General features: G+C 64.9%; 15 protein-coding genes. 11 read left to right on the top strand and 4 right to left on the bottom strand.

What is annotated here, in order from left to right; translation table 11 throughout:
- Nucleotides 1-25: 25 nt before the first annotated feature.
- Nucleotides 26-1,081 carry an ABC transporter ATP-binding protein gene (locus tag L0U82_RS23925; RefSeq protein ID WP_233835135.1) on the top strand — a complete coding sequence of 352 codons (1,056 nt, stop codon included), beginning with the start codon at nucleotides 26-28 and terminating at the stop codon, nucleotides 1,079-1,081.
- A 47-nt stretch (nucleotides 1,082-1,128) separates the two neighbouring features.
- Here L0U82_RS23925 and L0U82_RS23920 read toward each other — a convergent pair whose 3' ends face one another.
- On the bottom strand, nucleotides 1,129-2,013 hold the full coding sequence (locus L0U82_RS23920; protein ID WP_233835133.1) for a LysR family transcriptional regulator: 885 nt from the start codon (nucleotides 2,011-2,013) through the stop codon (nucleotides 1,129-1,131).
- 103 nt (nucleotides 2,014-2,116) lie between these two features.
- On the opposite strand from L0U82_RS23920, the gene L0U82_RS23915 reads away from it, so the two are divergent.
- On the top strand, nucleotides 2,117-3,049 hold the full coding sequence (locus L0U82_RS23915) for a DMT family transporter (protein WP_233835131.1): 933 nt from the start codon (nucleotides 2,117-2,119) through the stop codon (nucleotides 3,047-3,049).
- 63 nt (nucleotides 3,050-3,112) lie between these two features.
- On the opposite strand, the gene L0U82_RS23910 is transcribed toward L0U82_RS23915, so the two are convergent.
- On the bottom strand, nucleotides 3,113-4,411 hold the full coding sequence (locus L0U82_RS23910) for an MFS transporter (protein ID WP_233835129.1): 1,299 nt from the start codon (nucleotides 4,409-4,411) through the stop codon (nucleotides 3,113-3,115).
- A gap of 193 nt (nucleotides 4,412-4,604) precedes the next feature.
- Between L0U82_RS23910 and L0U82_RS23905 the strand changes: the two genes are divergently transcribed.
- From L0U82_RS23905 to L0U82_RS23865, 9 genes are all read left to right on the top strand, one after another.
- The gene (locus L0U82_RS23905; protein ID WP_233835127.1) at nucleotides 4,605-5,378 is read left to right on the top strand and encodes a GntR family transcriptional regulator; all 774 of its coding nucleotides are present in this window, start codon (nucleotides 4,605-4,607) and stop codon (nucleotides 5,376-5,378) included.
- An 8-nt stretch (nucleotides 5,379-5,386) separates the two neighbouring features.
- Nucleotides 5,387-7,054 (top strand): malonate decarboxylase subunit alpha, encoded by a 1,668-nt coding sequence (mdcA, locus tag L0U82_RS23900; protein WP_233835125.1) that lies wholly within the window; start codon nucleotides 5,387-5,389, stop codon nucleotides 7,052-7,054.
- A 2-nt stretch (nucleotides 7,055-7,056) separates the two neighbouring features.
- A complete protein-coding gene (locus L0U82_RS23895) occupies nucleotides 7,057-8,046 on the top strand; it encodes a triphosphoribosyl-dephospho-CoA synthase (protein ID WP_233835123.1) in 990 nt (329 codons plus the stop codon).
- Nucleotides 8,047-8,051: 5 nt separating this feature from the next.
- Complete coding sequence (locus L0U82_RS23890) at nucleotides 8,052-8,375, top strand: malonate decarboxylase subunit delta (protein WP_233835121.1); 324 nt, start codon at nucleotides 8,052-8,054, stop codon at nucleotides 8,373-8,375.
- The gene (locus tag L0U82_RS23885) at nucleotides 8,372-9,292 is read left to right on the top strand and encodes a biotin-independent malonate decarboxylase subunit beta (protein WP_233835119.1); all 921 of its coding nucleotides are present in this window, start codon (nucleotides 8,372-8,374) and stop codon (nucleotides 9,290-9,292) included. Before L0U82_RS23890 ends, L0U82_RS23885 begins: the two co-directional genes overlap by 4 nt.
- The gene (gene mdcE, locus L0U82_RS23880) at nucleotides 9,289-10,110 is read left to right on the top strand and encodes a biotin-independent malonate decarboxylase subunit gamma (protein ID WP_233835117.1); all 822 of its coding nucleotides are present in this window, start codon (nucleotides 9,289-9,291) and stop codon (nucleotides 10,108-10,110) included. The genes L0U82_RS23885 and mdcE overlap by 4 nt, the downstream gene beginning before the upstream one ends.
- Nucleotides 10,110-10,832 carry a malonate decarboxylase holo-ACP synthase gene (locus tag L0U82_RS23875; protein WP_233837470.1) on the top strand — a complete coding sequence of 241 codons (723 nt, stop codon included), beginning with the start codon at nucleotides 10,110-10,112 and terminating at the stop codon, nucleotides 10,830-10,832. The genes mdcE and L0U82_RS23875 overlap by 1 nt, the downstream gene beginning before the upstream one ends.
- Nucleotides 10,832-11,776, top strand: a complete 945-nt coding sequence (mdcH, locus tag L0U82_RS23870) for a malonate decarboxylase subunit epsilon (RefSeq protein ID WP_233835115.1) — start codon at nucleotides 10,832-10,834, stop codon at nucleotides 11,774-11,776. Before L0U82_RS23875 ends, mdcH begins: the two co-directional genes overlap by 1 nt.
- Nucleotides 11,777-12,016: 240 nt before the next feature.
- A complete protein-coding gene (locus tag L0U82_RS23865) occupies nucleotides 12,017-12,697 on the top strand; it encodes a VIT1/CCC1 transporter family protein (protein ID WP_233835113.1) in 681 nt (226 codons plus the stop codon).
- A 92-nt stretch (nucleotides 12,698-12,789) separates the two neighbouring features.
- On the opposite strand, the gene L0U82_RS23860 is transcribed toward L0U82_RS23865, so the two are convergent.
- Both L0U82_RS23860 and L0U82_RS23855 read right to left on the bottom strand, forming a co-directional pair.
- Nucleotides 12,790-13,863 (bottom strand): C1 family peptidase, encoded by a 1,074-nt coding sequence (locus tag L0U82_RS23860; protein WP_233835111.1) that lies wholly within the window; start codon nucleotides 13,861-13,863, stop codon nucleotides 12,790-12,792.
- A gap of 47 nt (nucleotides 13,864-13,910) precedes the next feature.
- Complete coding sequence (locus L0U82_RS23855; RefSeq protein ID WP_233835110.1) at nucleotides 13,911-16,109, bottom strand: hypothetical protein; 2,199 nt, start codon at nucleotides 16,107-16,109, stop codon at nucleotides 13,911-13,913.
- Between the last annotated feature and the right edge of the window lie 40 nt (nucleotides 16,110-16,149).

Below are 16,149 nucleotides of genomic sequence, written 5' to 3'. Positions count from 1 at the left end.
GACTGTTTTTTACTAGCGGATATTCATGAGCGAACTTCGTATCCGCGGACTGCGGAAATCGTTCGACGGTCATCCGGTGCTGCACGGCATCGATCTGTCGGTCGAGCGCGGCACGCTGCTCGCGCTGCTGGGTCCGTCCGGCAGCGGCAAGACCACGCTGTTGCGTCTGCTGTGCGGCTTCGAGCGCGCGGATGGCGGCAGCGTCGAAATCGATGGCCGGCGCGTGGCCGGCGACAACCTGCACGTGCCGTCGGAACAGCGCCATATCGGCTATGTGCCACAGGAAGGCGCGCTGTTTCCGCATTTATCGGTCGCGGAGAACATCGTGTTCGGCTTGCCGCGCACGCAGCGCCGCGCGCGCCATCGCGTCGCCGAATTGCTCGAACTGGTCGGCCTGCCCGTGCATTTCGGCGAGCGTGCGCCGCAGCAACTATCGGGCGGCCAGCAGCAGCGTGTCGCACTCGCGCGCGCACTCGCTCCGGCGCCGACGCTGGTGATGCTCGACGAACCGTTTTCTTCGCTCGATGCGGCGTTGCGCGTCGAAACCCGTCAGGCTGTGACGAGTGCGCTCGCCGTAGCCGGCGCGACCGCGGTGCTGGTCACGCACGATCAGGCCGAGGCGTTGTCGCTCGGACACGAGGTCGCGGTGCTATGGAACGGACAGTTGATCCAGACCGCGACGCCCGAGGCGCTGTATCGCCGACCGGTGACACGCGAGCTCGCGTCGTTCGTCGGCGAGGCGGTGTTGTTGCCGGGCGACGCGCGGCAGGGTCGCGTGAGTTGCGAGCTGGGCGAGTTGACGTTGGCCGACGCGCCCGGCAACGGTGCGGTCGACGTGATGCTGCGCCCCGAGCAGATCCGTTTGCTGCGCGCCGGCGAGAGCACGCAAAACGGCAGCGCGCATGATGCGCTCGTGACCGATGTGATCTTCCAGGGGCAGGACGCGAGCGTCGCGCTGCAATTGCAATCCGCGGCGCGCACGATGGTGCGCGCGCGCGTGCCGGGATACTTGTGTCCGCGCGCGGGCGACCGCGTGAAAATCGCGGTGGATGGCGACGTGACCGCCTATTTGCGCGCGTGACCGGGATGCTTCGCGTGGCGCGCCTCAGCACGCCTCAGCGCGCTTCGTCACGCTGCACCCACGCTCCTGCCGTTCGCGCGCATCGACAGATCCTGCACCATCTGCTGCGCCAGATAATCGCAAGTCGGCCGATCAGATTTCGCACTGCGCGCGACCACGATGTCGAGCGGCGCGATCTTCGGCAGGCCCTGTGCCTCGCCGAGAATCGCCAGCCGCGACGGCACGCTGCAACGTGTCAGCGCAATCACCGATAAACCCGCATCGACGGTCGCGACGAGCCCCATCAGGCTCGCGCTGCTGAATGCCGCACGATAGCGGATGCGCGCGGCGTCGAGCGCGACAAGCGTATGCTGCCGCGCGAGGCAGCCCGGCTCGTACAGTCCCACCGGCAATGGCGATACCGCGAGCACCGGCGTATCGACCGATGCGCCCACCCACACCATCGGCTCGCTGCGCACGAATTCGCCGCGCAGCTTGCGGTCGCGCGTGACGAACGCGAGGTCGATCTTGTTGTCCGCGAGCATCGGCGCGAGCGCCGTGCTCTGCGCGCAGACGATCTCGATTTCAACGCGCGGATAGAGCGTCGCGAAACGCCGCAGCACCGGCGACAGCAGCGACGACACGTAGTCGTCCGGCGCGCCGAGCACCACGCGCCCGCTGACCTCGGGCCGCACGATCGCCGACCATGCCTCTTCCTGCAGTGCCAGCGAGCGCCGCGCGTATTCGAGCAGCGTATTGCCGGGCCGCGTCAGCGCGAGGCTGCGTGTATTGCGCGCGAACAGCGTGGTGCCGAGCATCGCTTCGAGCCGCTTGATCTGCATGCTGACCGCCGCCTGCGAACGATGCACGTTCGCCGCCGCCTTCGTGAAGCTGCCCGCGTCGACGACCGCGACGAAGCTGCGCAACAGGTCGATGTCGAATTCAGGGTTCACGATTTATCAATCCGGCTTATGGAATTTCTCAATTTAATTCGTTTGTGAGTGACCCGCAAGCCGCGCAATACTCGGGAACATCATTTCTCCGGAGTCGTTGCGCATGTCCCTCACCCCCCGTCAACAAGGCGCGATCACGCTAGCGAGCGGCGGACTGCTGATGGGCACGCTCGGCGTTTTCGTCGAGGAAGCGCGGCTCGATGCGCTGACGCTGGTGTTCTTTCGCTGCGTATTCGGTTTTCTGTCGCTAGCCGCGTATTGCGTGTGGAAAGGCTTTTTCACGCGCGCGCAGTTCACGCGCCGTACGGTCGCGCTCGCGCTGATCTCCGGCATCCTGATGATCACGCAGTGGGTCGGTTTTTTCGACGCGATTCATCGCACCAGCATCGCGGTCGCGACCGTCGTCTTTCATGTGCAGCCGTTCTGGGTCGTGCTGATCGGCGCGGCGCTGTTCAACGAACGGCTGGGAGTGGACCGGCTCGGCTGGATCGCGACCGCGTTCGTCGGGCTCGTGCTCGCTTCGGGCGTCGCCGCCAGCAACAATCTGTACGGTCACACGAGCTATCTGATCGGCGTCGGCGAGGCACTGTTCGGCTCATTGCTCTACGCGGCCGTCACGTTGATCGCGAAGAGCCTCGGCGAATTGCGGCCTCATCTGCTGACACTCATGCAATGCGCGGTCGGCATCGTGTGCCTGCCGATGATTGCGCCGTTCGCCGGAACCCTGACGCTGACGCATATCGGCCCGATGCAATGGTTCTGGCTGATCGGGATGGGCGTGCTGCACACGGGGCTGTCGTATGTGCTGATTTACGGCGCGCTGCCGAAGCTGACCACGCCGGTAATCGCGGTGCTGCTGTTCGTCTATCCGCTGACCGCGATCGTGGTGGACGCCGTGGTGTACGGCCGCGCGTTGTCGCCGTCGCAGCTCGTGGGCATGGTGCTGATCGTCGCCGCGAGTCTCGGCGTCAATCTCGGCTGGCCGCTGCTATCGCTGTTGCATCCGGGCGGGCGGACACGTAGTCACGCGAAATAGGTCACGTGAAATACGCGCCGCCCGACACCGCGTTCAACGCGCGGCTTTCACCGCGCAATCCTCTCACTGCGGCAACGTCTCACCCCTCGTCTCCGGCGCGAACGGAATCACGAACAGACCGAGCACGAACACGATCGCCGTCAACGCAACCGGCACGCCAAGCGTCTGCATATGCAGCACGGCCGCGCCCAGCAGGAAGTTCACGCCAGCGCCAACGAACCGCCCGAACGACGTACAGAACGCAAACGCCGTCGCACGTACGCGGGTTTCGAACTGCTCGGGCAGCCACAGGCTGAACAGCGCGAAATTGCCGCCGAAGAAGCCCAGCACGAACAGCCACGCGATAAACGGTGCCAGCCCGTTCGGCAGATAGAACGCCCAGCCGAAACTCGCCGCGATCGACACCGCCATGCCCGCGAAATACACCGCAAGCGTCATCTTGCGGCCGATGCGCTCGGCCAGCGGCGGCAACGCGAGACAGCCGAGGATCGTGCCGATCGACAACAGCCCGGTGGCCAGCGACGCAGTGCGGATCGAATCGCCCTTCGACATGCCGGCGCGCGCCGCCAGTTGAATCACCGCGGACGGCTCGTACACCGCGCCCGCCCACAAGCCGATGATTGCAATCGTCAGCAGAATGCACGCGATCCACGTACGGCGCCGGTACGCCGGCCCGAGAATTTCGCGCATCGGTTTCACGCGCGCGGTGTTCGCTTCGGCCTTCTGCCACTTTTCCGGCTCCTTCACACGCAGCAGGATCAGAATCGCGACCACGACCGGCACCGCGCCGGTCAGGAACATCGCGCGCCAGCCGAAATGCACGCCGATCGTGTAATTGAGCGCGGCGGCGAGAAAGAAGCCCGCGTAATAGCCGGTCTGCAGATAACCGGCGCCCATCTTGCGTCGATCCTCCGGCCACGCCTCGGCCACATAGGTGCCGGCTAGCGCCCATTCGCCGCCGATGCCGACCCCGGCAATGAAGCGATAGATACCGAGCTGCCACACATTGGTCGACGTCGCGGCGAGTCCGGTGAAAATCGCGAACGTGAAGATCGTCGCGGCCAGCACCTTGGTGCGGCCGAAGCGATCGGCGAGCGGCCCCCAGATGAACGACAGCCCCCAGCCGACCAGAAACAGCGCGAACAGAATCGAACCGGCCAGCCCGACGTTCGACGGCGTCGCCGCGAAACCCGAGCGCGGCAGCAGCTCGGTCAGCGCGGGCGTCAGCACCAGCGCGTAAATGAACGAGTCCATGCCGTCGAGCGTCCAGCCGGCCCATGCGCCCCAGAACCCGGCGATCTGCGAACGGTTCAGCGGCGTGCGCCGCCTTGCGGCAGCGCCGCGGTCGGTCAATGTATTCATCGTGCTCCTCCTGCCTGCAGTTGACGAACGTAACGAAAACGACGGGTGCGCGCTTGTTGATTCATCAGCGATGTCCTCATACTTCTCGGGATGAGAACCACGTGCGGGGGCTTTCCGGGAGTTGGCGCGCTACCTCTTTTCCGGGTTTGCCCGTGCTGTAAAACGCGTCTTTTTATATATAATATTTGGAATCATGAGCGACGCAACTGAAGGTTTTCCCCTGGAGTCGACCGCAAGAGGACCGCTTCTGCCGGCGGCGCCACCGCGCGAGAGCACTTCGCACGTAATCGCGCAGGCGCTGCGCGCGGCGATCGTCGACGGCACGCTCGCGCCTGGCGCGCCGCTGCGTCAGGACGCGATCGCGCGGCATTTCTCGGTGAGCGCCATTCCGGTGCGCGAGGCGCTGCGCCAGCTCACAAGCGAGGGCTGGGCTTGCGCGGCGGTCAACAAAGGCGCGACGGTCGCGCCGCTGTCCGCCGACGAAGCGCGCGAAATCTACGAGATCCGCTCGGCGCTCGAAAGCCTCGCATTGAGCCTCGCGATCCCGCATCACACCGACGCGACGCTGCGCGAAGCCACCCACCTGTGCCGCGCCGCCGAGCGCGAAGCCGACCCTTCGCTCTACGTCGCGCGCAACGAAGCGTTTCACATGAGCCTGTATGCGCCCGCCGGCCGACCGCATCTGCACGACATGATCGGACTGCTGCACCGCCGCGGCGAACGCTATCTGCGTCTGAAGTTCGGCTTGCCGTCGTACAAGGGCGAGTCCGACAGCGAGCACGCCGCGTTGCTCGACGCGGTGCGGCGCCACGACATCGCGCAAGCACAGGCGCTGGTCGTCGCGCATCTGCTCGGCACCGGCGAATTGCTGCATCGTTTTCTGACCGAACGCGCGCAAGCCGAAGCTGCGCTTGCGAATCAACCGAAGCCGCGCGGCCGACGTCCGCGCGCCACCACCGGGAGTTGACCGAGCCGATGAACCAACCCGCCGACGCTGCCTCCTCAACCACCGCCCGCTCATGGACGACCCGCCGCGATGAAAAGCGGCGCCGCCTCGCGGCCATTGCGCCGTGGCTCGAAGACGGCGTGCTGCCCGCGCACCGCGTCGTCGATGCGCTCGAAACGCTGATCCAGCCTGGCGACCGTGTCGCGCTCGAAGGCGACAACCAGAAGCAGGCGGACTTCCTGTCGCGCTCGCTCGCGAAGGTCGATCCGCAAAAACTGCACGACATCCATCTGCTGATTTCGAGCATCAGCCGCCCCGAGCATCTGACGCTGTTCGAACGCGGCATCGCGCACAAGGTCGATTTCTCGTTCGCCGGGCCGCAAAGTCTGCGCGTCGCGCAACTGCTCGAAGACGGTCAGCTGGAGATCGGCGCGATCTACACATACGTCGAGCTGTACGCGCGGATGTTCGTCGACCTGTGTCCGCACGTCGCGCTGCTGTGCGCGGAAAAGGCCGACCGTCACGGCAATCTGTACACCGGCCCGAATACCGAGGACACGCCGACGATCGCCGAAGCCGCCGCGTTCCGGCATGGCATCGTGATCGTGCAGGTCAACGAGATCGTCGATGAACTGCCGCGCGTCGATATCCCCGGCTCGTGGGTCGACGTGGTCGTGCAGGCGGACCGGCCGTTCGCGGTCGAGCCGCTGTTCACGCGCGATCCGCGTCATATCGGCGATCTGCAGGTGCTGACCGCGATGATGGTGATTCGCGGCATCTACGAGCCATACGGTGTGACCGCGCTGAATCACGGCATCGGCTTCGATACCGCGGCGATCGAACTGCTGCTGCCGACCTACGGCGAATCGCTCGGCCTCAAAGGCAAGATCTGCCGCAACTGGACGCTCAATCCGCACCCGACGATGATCCCGGCGATCGAGTCGGGCTGGGTCGACAGCATCCATTGCTTCGGCAGCGAAGTCGGCATGGAGGCGTATATCGAGGCGCGCCCCGACGTGTTCTTCACCGGCAACGACGGCAGCCTGCGTTCGAATCGCGTGCTGTGCCAGCTGGCCGGGCAATACGGCGTCGATCTGTTCATCGGCTCGACGCTGCAGATCGATGCCGACGCGAATTCGTCGACGGTGACGCGCGGGCGGCTGGCCGGCTTCGGCGGCGCGCCGAACATGGGCCACGATCCGCGCGGCCGGCGCCATTCGAGCACCGCGTGGTTGAAGCTGCTGAAGGGCGACGGCCCCGTCGCGCGCGGCCAGAAGCTCGTCGTGCAACTGGCCGAGACGTACAAGAAAGGCGGTGAGCCGACCTTCGTCGATGAACTCGACGCGGTCGCGGTCGGCGCGAAAAGCGGCATGCCGGTGGCGCCGGTGATGATCTACGGCGACGACGTCAGCCATGTGGTCACCGAAGAAGGCATTGCGCATCTGCACCGCGCCGAAGGCATCGACGAGCGGCGCGCGGCGATCGCCGCGGTGGCCGGTGTCACGCCGATCGGCCTGCGCGCGAAGCCGGAGAAAACCGCCGAGTTGCGCCGCCGCGGCATCGTCGCGTATCCGGAAGATCTCGGCATCCGGCGCGGCGACGCCAAGCGTTCGCTGCTCGCGGCGCGCAGCATCGACGATCTGGTCACGTGGTCGGGCGGACTGTACGCACCGCCCGCGCGCTTCAGGAGCTGGTGACGATGGCGCCCGCTGCTCTGCTCGAACGATTGGAGCCGTCGTGCGTATCGCCGGTGTCGACGGCGCGCGCTGCTTGCGGTGACGTTTGCTCGACGCCGTTTGCCGACGCGCAATGTTCCGACGCATCATTTGCCGACGATGCGCAACTTGCGCGTGACGCGGTCGCCGCGCTGATCGATGAAGCCGAACTCACGCCCAAACCTGCGCTGGTCGACCGGCGCGGCAGCGGCGCGCACCGCGACCTCGATCTCGCGACGATGCGGCGCTCGGCCTATGCGCTCGAACCGACTTTCGCCGCGCTCGCACGCGCCGCGCGCCGCCGTGGCGAACCCTCCGCGCTGCTGCGCACCGAGCTCGCGCAGATCGGCCGCGCGGGCGAACAGCAGATGATGCGCGCGACCGGCGGCAGCAACGCGCATCGCGGCGCAATCTGGATCATCGGTTTGCTGGTCGCGGGTGTCGCGATCGACATGCCGGCAAGCGCTCCGGCGTCGATGCGGATATCGAACGCTGCCGCGCGCATATGCGCGCTGGCCGCGCGGATCGCCTGCTTTCCGGACCGCTTCGCCGCGCCCACCGATAGTCACGGCGAGCGCGTGCGCCAACGCTATCAGGTCGGCGGCGCACGGCGCGAAGCGCAGGACGGCTTTCCGCACGCGCTCGACATCGGCCTGCCCGCATTGCACGCGGCGCGCGCACGCGGGGTCGATGAAAACGCCGCGCGCGTCGACGCACTGCTCGCGATCATGAGTACGCTCGACGACACCTGCCTGCTGCATCGCGCGGGCCTTGCCGGTTTGCACGCCGGCCAGCGCGGCGCGCAACGCGTGCTCGATGCCGGCGGCAGTTCGACACACGCTGGGCGCGTCGCGCTCGACGCGCTGGAGAGCGAACTGTTGTCGCTGAACGCATCGCCTGGCGGCGCGGCCGATCTGCTCGCCGCCACCCTCTTTCTCGACATGCTGGCGCCTCGCGACGCCGGCCGGAGCTGAGCCCCATGGAACATCTGACCTTCGACTATCCGGCGCGACGCGCCGTCACGACCCGCGCGCATGTCGGCGTGGTCGGTTCGGGCGATCTGGAAGTGTTGCTTTCGCCCGCGAGCGGCGCCCATACCGGCAATGCACTGAGCGCGCACGTGGTCGTGCGCACGAGCGTGGACGGCTATAGCCACATCTGGAAAAGCGTGTTCGACCGCTTCTTCACGCGCTACGACGGCGCCGCGCAGATCGAAATCAACGACTTCGGCGCGACGCCCGGCGTGGTCGCATTGCGCCTCGCGGAAGCGGTCGAAGCCGCCGAGGAAGGAGACGCCGTATGAGTTACGCCGCTGATGTTCAAACTACCGTTCAAGCCACGGACCAAGCCGACGCTCAAGCGACCCCGCGACTGCGCGACAGCTTCATCGAATTGCCTGCGCGCGAACGCGCGCGCGCACTGCTCGATGTGGGCAGCTTCCGCGAATTGCTGGGGCCGTTCGATCGCATCGAGTCCCCGTGGCTGCCGTTGCAGGGCGTCGTCTGCCAGTCCGACGACGGCTGCGTGATCGCGCGCGGCACGATCGACGGCGAGCCGGCCGTGGTCGCCGCAATCGAATCCGCGTTCCAGGGCGGCAGCATCGGCGAAGTGTCGGGCAGCAAGATCGCCGCGGCGCTCGAACTGGCGTTGCGCGATTGCGAGCGCGGCAAGCGCGTGCGCCCTGTCGTGCTGTTCGAAACCGGCGGCGTGCGGCTGCAGGAAGCGAACCTCGGGCTCGCGACGATCGCCGAGATTCAGGCGGCGATCGTTGCGTTACGCCGGCATGTGCCGGTGGTCGGCGTGATCGCGGGAATGGTCGGTTGCTTCGGCGGGATGTCGCTGGCGGCCGCGTTGTGTTCGTATCTGGTGGTGACGAAGCAGGCGCGGCTCGGCATGAACGGGCCCGAGGTGATCGAACAGGAGGCCGGCATCGAAGAACTCGATGCGAGCGATCGACGCCGCGTGTGGCAGTTGATCGGCGGCGAGCAGCGGGCTGCGAGCGCGCTGGCTGACCGGCTCGTCGACGACGACACCGATGCGGTGCGCGCCGCCGTCCACGCGGCGTTCGTGCAGGGCGTGCCGGCCGAGCATCGCAGCGAACAGGTCGATACGTTCCTGCGGCGGCTGGCGCTGATCGACCCCGCGAGTGTCACGCCACAGACGTTGCGCGACGTGTACAACCCATCCGCGCAGCACGCATCGAATGGAGAGCAGGCATGAACGATACGACGCTTACGCGCGGCGCGCGCTGGTTTCATGCGCTGGCAGGCGAGCCGGCCAGCGACGCACCGGTCTGGAGCGGCGATGCGCTGCTCGGCGGCGAAACCGCGCGCTTCATCACGGTCGTGCCCGATCCGGCCAACCGCTTTACGCGCGCGACCACGAACGTGGTCGGGCTCGAACAGGGCTGGTTGCTTGCGCGCGCGGTGCGTGAGGTGATCGATGCGGATTCAGGCGCGGCGGACGGCGCGCGCCGTCCGATCGTCGCGATCGTCGACGTCAAGAGCCAGGCGTATGGCTATCGCGAGGAAATGCTCGGCATTCATCTGGCGTGCGCGGCGGCGGTCGATGCGTATGCGAGCGCGCGCGACGCGGGCCATCCGGTGATCGCGCTGATCGTCGGACCGGCGATGTCGGGCGCGTTTCTGGCACACGGCTATCAGGCGAACCGGATCGTCGCGCTCGACGCGCCCGGCACGATGGTGCACGCGATGGGCAAGGAAGCGGCCGCGCGCGTCACGCGCCGCACCGTCGAAGCACTCGATGCACTCGGCGAGACGATCGTGCCGATGTCGTATTCGATGGCGTCGTTTGCGAAGCTCGGCTTGCTCGATCAGCTGATCGGCGGCGTCGATGCGGATGCGCCGGATGATGCGCAGATCGGGCGCGTGCGCGATGTGCTTGTCGCGCAGATTCGCAGTGCGCGCGGCGGCGATCGTACGTTGGCGCGTCGGCTGGAATCGGCGAGCGCGCGATTGACGCGCGCGGCGTCGATCGAGGTGCGGCGGCGGCTTGCCGAGCAGTGGGATGCGGTGTGATGCGGGTCTGCGCGGCCGCGCCGTTTGAGATGTCGAGTGCCGCGGAGGCTGCGGAGGCCTCCGCCGAGGCGAACGACGTGCGCTGGCGGCCGCATGATCTGCTGCGTTTGCAATGCCTGCGCCCATTCGATGACGAGCCGGCATGGGTGCGCGACGCGTTTGCGCGTGCGCCGTACGCGGTGGTTCGGCGCGCGCTAGGCGCGAATGGTTTCGTCGCGATCGGTGTGCGCGGTGCTGGCCGTGCACAGCGTTACGGGACTTGGGCGCATGCGGACGATATCGTCAACGTGGTGTCGCCGGAATCGTTGCAGCAGGCGCAGCCTGCCGATGCGCGCCGTGCGCTGCCGTCGTTCATCGCGCTTGCCGCTTTGCAGCGTGATGCATGCGCTGCACTTACTACGTTTGTCTGGGGACCGACAGGCAGCGCCGGTTTCGAACTGGCCACGCAAACACCGAGCGTCACCGAAGCCAGCGATCTCGATCTGTTGATCCGTACGCCCGAGCCGCTTGCGCGTAACGCTGCGAGAGCGCTGTTCGAGCACTTGCAAACGCTCGCGCAACGCATCGGCATCCGCGTCGATGCGCAACTCGAAACACTCGCGGGCGGCGTCGCGCTCGCCGAATGGGCGGCGGGCAAAACACGGGTGCTCGCGCGGCATGCAAGCGGACCGCACCTGGTCGCCGATCCGTGGGCCGTTGCTGTTCAAGACGGCGGCGCGTGATGCTCGCGCTGCTCTTTCCCGGCCAGGGCGCGCAGAGCGAAGGCTTTCTGCATCGCCTGCCGCAGCATCGCGTGGTCAACGACACGCTCGCGGAAGCGTCTGATGTGCTCGGCCTCGATGTGCTGACGCTCGATACCGGTCCCGCATTAGATTCGACGGTTGCGGTGCAAATCGGCCTGACGATCTCGGGCGTCGCGCTGACGCGAGCGCTCGCCGAGCAGGGCTTGACGGCGCAGATTAGCGCGGGCCTGTCGGTCGGTGCGTATCCGGCGGCGGTGAGTTGCGGCGCGCTCGAATTTCGTCATGCATTGACGATGGTGCGGCGCCGCGCCGAGCTGATGGAAGCGGCTTATCCGTCGGGATATGGACTCGCGGCGATCGCCGGTTTGACCGAACACCAGACGGAAACGCTGGCCGCGCAACACGCGGATGAAGTGGGGCAACAAGCGCGGCAACGCGTATATATCGGCAACGTGAACGCGCCGCGCCAGATCGTGATCGCCGGTGCCAACGATGCGCTCGATGCATTCATTGCGCGGGCCCTGGCGGCCGGCGCGCGTAAAGCGACGCGGCTTGCGGTCAGCGTGCCGTCCCATTGCGAACTGCTCGCACAGGCCAGCGATGAACTGCTCGCCTGGTCGCGTGAATTGCCTTTTCAACGGCCTCGCGACATCTATATCGGCAATCGCGGCGGACGTCCGCTGTATTCGGCCGAGGCGATTCGCGAGGATCTCGCCACCAATATGCGCTACACGGTGCGCTGGTTCGATGCGCTGACGGCGATGCGGGAGATCGGCGCGAGCGTGCTGGTCGAGGCGCCGCCGGGGCAGGTGCTGACCGATATCGCGCGGGAGCAGTTTCCCGATACTGTTGCGCTTGCGGCCAGTACGCTGCCGTTCGATCGGCTCGTGCCTACTATTCGCCGGCGGCTGGAGCAGGACTGACGGCTGACGAAAGGGACGCCCCCGCTTCCCTCGCCGCACCGACGACCGGCTATAGGACCATGGGCTCATTTCCAATCCACACGGGTGTGACATCATGGAAACGCCACCCGCGCGCGCCAAATATCTGCAGACACTCCAGGCTCTATTGCGTGCCGCGCCTCATCGAGGGCGCCCAGGCCGTGCGTTCGTAAGCACGCGATCGGGCAGACGCGCCAGCAGGAATCAGGAGGTCGAGGTGCCATGAATACCGCCCCGTCGATCCAGCAACCGGTACCCGAAAAGCGTCAGCCGATTCTCAATACAGTCGATCGCGTGACCGAGCTGTGTTTTGGGCTCTTCATGGCGTTGACTTTCGTCGGCGCGGTCAAGGCCGCCACCGCCGGCGACGATGCCGGACGCAAGCTCTTCTTCGCCGCGCTCGGCTGCAATCTTGCGTGGGGCCTCGCGGACGCTGTGATGTTTATCGTGCGCAATCTGGCGGATCGCGGACAGCGTCTGACGCTCGCGCTGTCCATCAAGCGCGAGCCGAATCATGCGGTCGCCGTGCGGACTTTGCGCGACGCGTTGCCGGAGTCGCTGGAACCGCTCGTCGACGATGCCGAGCTGGAGCTGATTCGCCAGCGTCTCGCGGGCACATCGACGCTGCCGCCGCGCGCGCATTTGATTCGCGACGACTTTGTCGGCGCGCTCGGCGTGTTTCTGCTCGTCGTCATCGCGACGTTTCCAGTGGCGCTGCCGTTTATCCTCGTCAACGATCGCACGGTGGCGCTGGTGATCTCGCGGATTCTCACGCTTGTGATGCTGTTTATCGCGGGCTTTGCGCTCGGCCGTTACACCGGTGCGGGCGCGATGAAGGCAGGGTTCGCGATGATGTTGCTTGGCGTTGTGCTGACGATAGCGATTATTTTGCTGGGCGGGTGATGAGCGGCATGGCTCCTCTGCCGGTTTATCGTCGACGTCCTTGATTCGAGTGCATCTGTCGCCGTGCGTATCATGCGATGCGCCCGCTTCTATCAACCCACCGCCGATACAAGCCTAATCGTCCAGAAATCGGCGCACAAATTCGGATCGGTCACATAGCTGTAGGGCATCGTGAAATACCCGCCGTCTCCCCAGTCGCCGCCCCACGAATTTCGAATCTGGAAGGTGGCGCTTGAATCGTCGTAACCGACCGCCAACACCGCATGTCCGCCGATCACGTGTTCCGATTGCCTGGGCAAGCGCAACACGCCGCTTCGGGAAACGGCTTCCGACTTGAATGACTCATAGCAGGTCATGCCGAAGATGACCGGCCACCCGGAAGCAAGGCATCCCTTCAACTGATCGAGTTGTTGCCGAACACGGCTGTAGCCCACGGAACGGTCGCGCAACGCCTGTTCGTAACATGCTTTAGGCGGGCGCTCCGCGAACTTCTTCTGCTCGTACGCCCACTCGCCTTTGTGTCCGCCTTCGAAACACGCACCAAGCGCGGCAACGCATTTGATGCCGTCGCGTATCTGCGCGCCGCGATCCTGATTCTCGGCCCCTTCGATCGAACGTTGGTTGTAGTAGATGAACAGCCGCGACGGCACACGGCCGGCGAGCGGCAACGACTGTTTCATCCGATCGAACTGAACCGCCGCGGCGATCGCATTCGCGGAGCAACTGCCGAGATCTTTCTGGTCGTACACCGGTGGAAACGATGCACGCAGGCTATACCTGATGGGCAATTCGAGAAATAGCGGTGCCGAGTAGTAGTGATCGCGCATGTCGGGGACGTCCCGCGTCCAGCCGAAGCCTTTTATCGTGCGTACGTGCGTGTGGTGCGCTGTCACCGGGAAAAGCGGCATACCACTCGTGTTCGGCGCGCCTGCTTTCGACGGACGGACAGCCTGCTCGTGATGAGCAAGCAGAGGCAGGTCATCACCGTCGTGGTAGTAAGGCCCTTCCTGCGGATCGTCGGTGATGCCTACCTGCTTCGAGCGGCGACGTGGTTTTGCCTGCAATGGATAGATCGGAGGGTCATACCACGGCCCCTCCGAACGCTCGTTCCCAGGTTCGGCCTGCTTGTCCGTTTGCTTCTTTTTCTCTTTTCCATTTTTTGCCATGGCAAGCCTCCTCGTTTAGAGCGAATCGAAGGGAGTGAGAAATTCTGTCAGCCGTCCTGCGTTGCGCTCGCTGCAGCAGGAGTCCGATCGGCTTTCTTTTGATGTGCGCCATGGCTACCTGAGGCAGGTGCATCGTGAGTGCCATGCGCGGGCGCGGCCGGTTGGGTCGGCAAGGGTGGGGCTCCCACCGTGCTTGCCGCACTTGCTGCTGCCGCGACAGCTGGATCTTTCTTGCCGGCCGGGGGTTTATGAGCCGGCGGCTTCTGTGCGGCGGGCGCGGGGGTCTTTGGTGTCTCGGCTTTCGGCACATACAGCAGCGACGAAAACACGAATTGCCCGTTCGTTGCGCCGGCTTGCGCCGTACTGTCCCACGGCTCGGTTGCGGGCTGAAGGACCAGCTTGCCTTGCAGTGGGCCGCCCTTGCCGGGCAACACAATACCGGGCATCGATTTCAGCGGCGCGAGCGATTGAAACTGAATTTGCAACGTGCGCCCGTCGTTTGCCGACGTAACGGAATTGGCCTGCAATACGAGCTTGCCACCAGCCAACTGCAACTGGGCCGATTGCGTAACGGGCAGCATTTCGGGGTTGATGCCGATAGTCGCGGTACTGGAGGACGCGCCGTCCTGCAGATAAACGAGCTGGTTGGTCTGTGTCAGTGCTCCCTTGTTCGCCTTCGGCAAGTCGACATAGGCCACGTCGAACTCGCTGCTCGCGCCGACCTCGCCCAGAGCGGTCCAGAGTATCTGTTCGTAACCGGGGCGGATCTGAGCCTTCTTGAGCCTTCGGCGAAACTTGTCGTATTGTCCAGCGCGAACGGCACTCACCATTTTTCCGACATCGTCGAGATTGTTCGACGGTGAGTTTCTGAACCAATCTCCCACAATGCGCGTGATGACCTTTTGCGCTTCGTTATAGCCGTAGCCGGAATCCGAATTGAGTACCTGTCCAGATACCGCATTGCGCAAGTGACTGACGGTGGCGACGTTCAACTGCGTATGGTCCGCGCGGCAGGCCGGCGTCAGCACGACAGCCGTCACGTTGTGCGTCACCGTCGACATCGAGTATTGCGACATCGCGTTAGCCGGTGCGCCGAAGCGGACCTGCATGATGCTGTCGGCAACGCGGGACACCATGTACAGGCTGTTGTAATCCGTACCAAGAATAGATTGAAGATTTTTGGTGACCTTCTCCATATCTCCCTGCAGCGCAACATTGCCGATATTGCCGCCCAAGCCCAGTGCGAGATCGCGGGCAAGCTGGACGGTATTGGAAGCCTGTTGCGCTTCGATGCTATCCGTCACGAGTAGCGGTATGACCAGCGCTGCTTGCGTAGAGCGGCCCTCGACTGGATGGTTTTTGCTGTCGAGGCAAGTGGCAAAGAGCCCCATGTCGACGTAGACGTCGAAAGGCTGATAGTGCGCATACGGCGACACGCTGATCTGCGCACGCACGACATAAGGCTCCCAATCCTTCTTGAACGCCGCATCCTTCAGATAACGGCTCAGAATCTGCATTTCCTGATAAATGCTCAGTGCAAGCTCATGCTGCAATAGCGGATTGGTTTCGATGGCGGGAATCGGAACGCTACCGACGTCGCTTGTACTCGCGGCATCGGGCGCGCTTGCGCTTTTCGGCGCGCTCGCAGTACTGGGCGCCGAGGCACCGCCTTTATCCCCCGTCTTTCCGCCCTTTCCACCCCCGCCCCCGCCATCCGTTGCACTGGCGCCTGACGCAGGCGACGCGGCCGTGTCCGTCTGGTCGCCTCCGCCTCCAGCGCCACCGCCACCGACGGTTCCCTTGCCCGGACCCCACCCGAGTTGGAGCTTGCCGTTGAACGCGTCATAAACGTTGCGCACATAATTCGACGTCACAGGCAGCGCCATTTTCTCGGCGTCCTGTATCGTGACCGACATGTCCGGCTGCAGAACCGGCTCGTATTCGCTCCACCTGCCCACCGAAAGAATGGCGACATGAACGCTGGCAGCTTCCTGCTGCGATTCCGGAATATGCGGTTTAAATGTCGGGGTAGTACACGCGGCGATTAACCCGAGAGCCCCGAGCCAGAATTTAGATGTGCGAGTGCGCAATTGACGAAGTGATATTGAATTGCCAATACGCACTAATCCCCCGAGCGACCGCTCTCCCCACCTCTTGCGCCTGTTCATCACGCTTCCCCATTCGTATCGGTTTTGTTGGAATTCTTTATTTACGGCGATTCGAACTTTGCGAATACCTGGCGTCACGAGGAGAACGACAAGGAGAACTTCGTGCGTCGAGTTCGCG

This window comes from Paraburkholderia sp. ZP32-5, assembly GCF_021390495.1.
Lineage (GTDB): Bacteria > Pseudomonadota > Gammaproteobacteria > Burkholderiales > Burkholderiaceae > Paraburkholderia.
The sequence above is the reverse complement of the archived record's forward strand: the minus strand, read 5'-3'. Positions and strand labels throughout refer to the sequence as shown.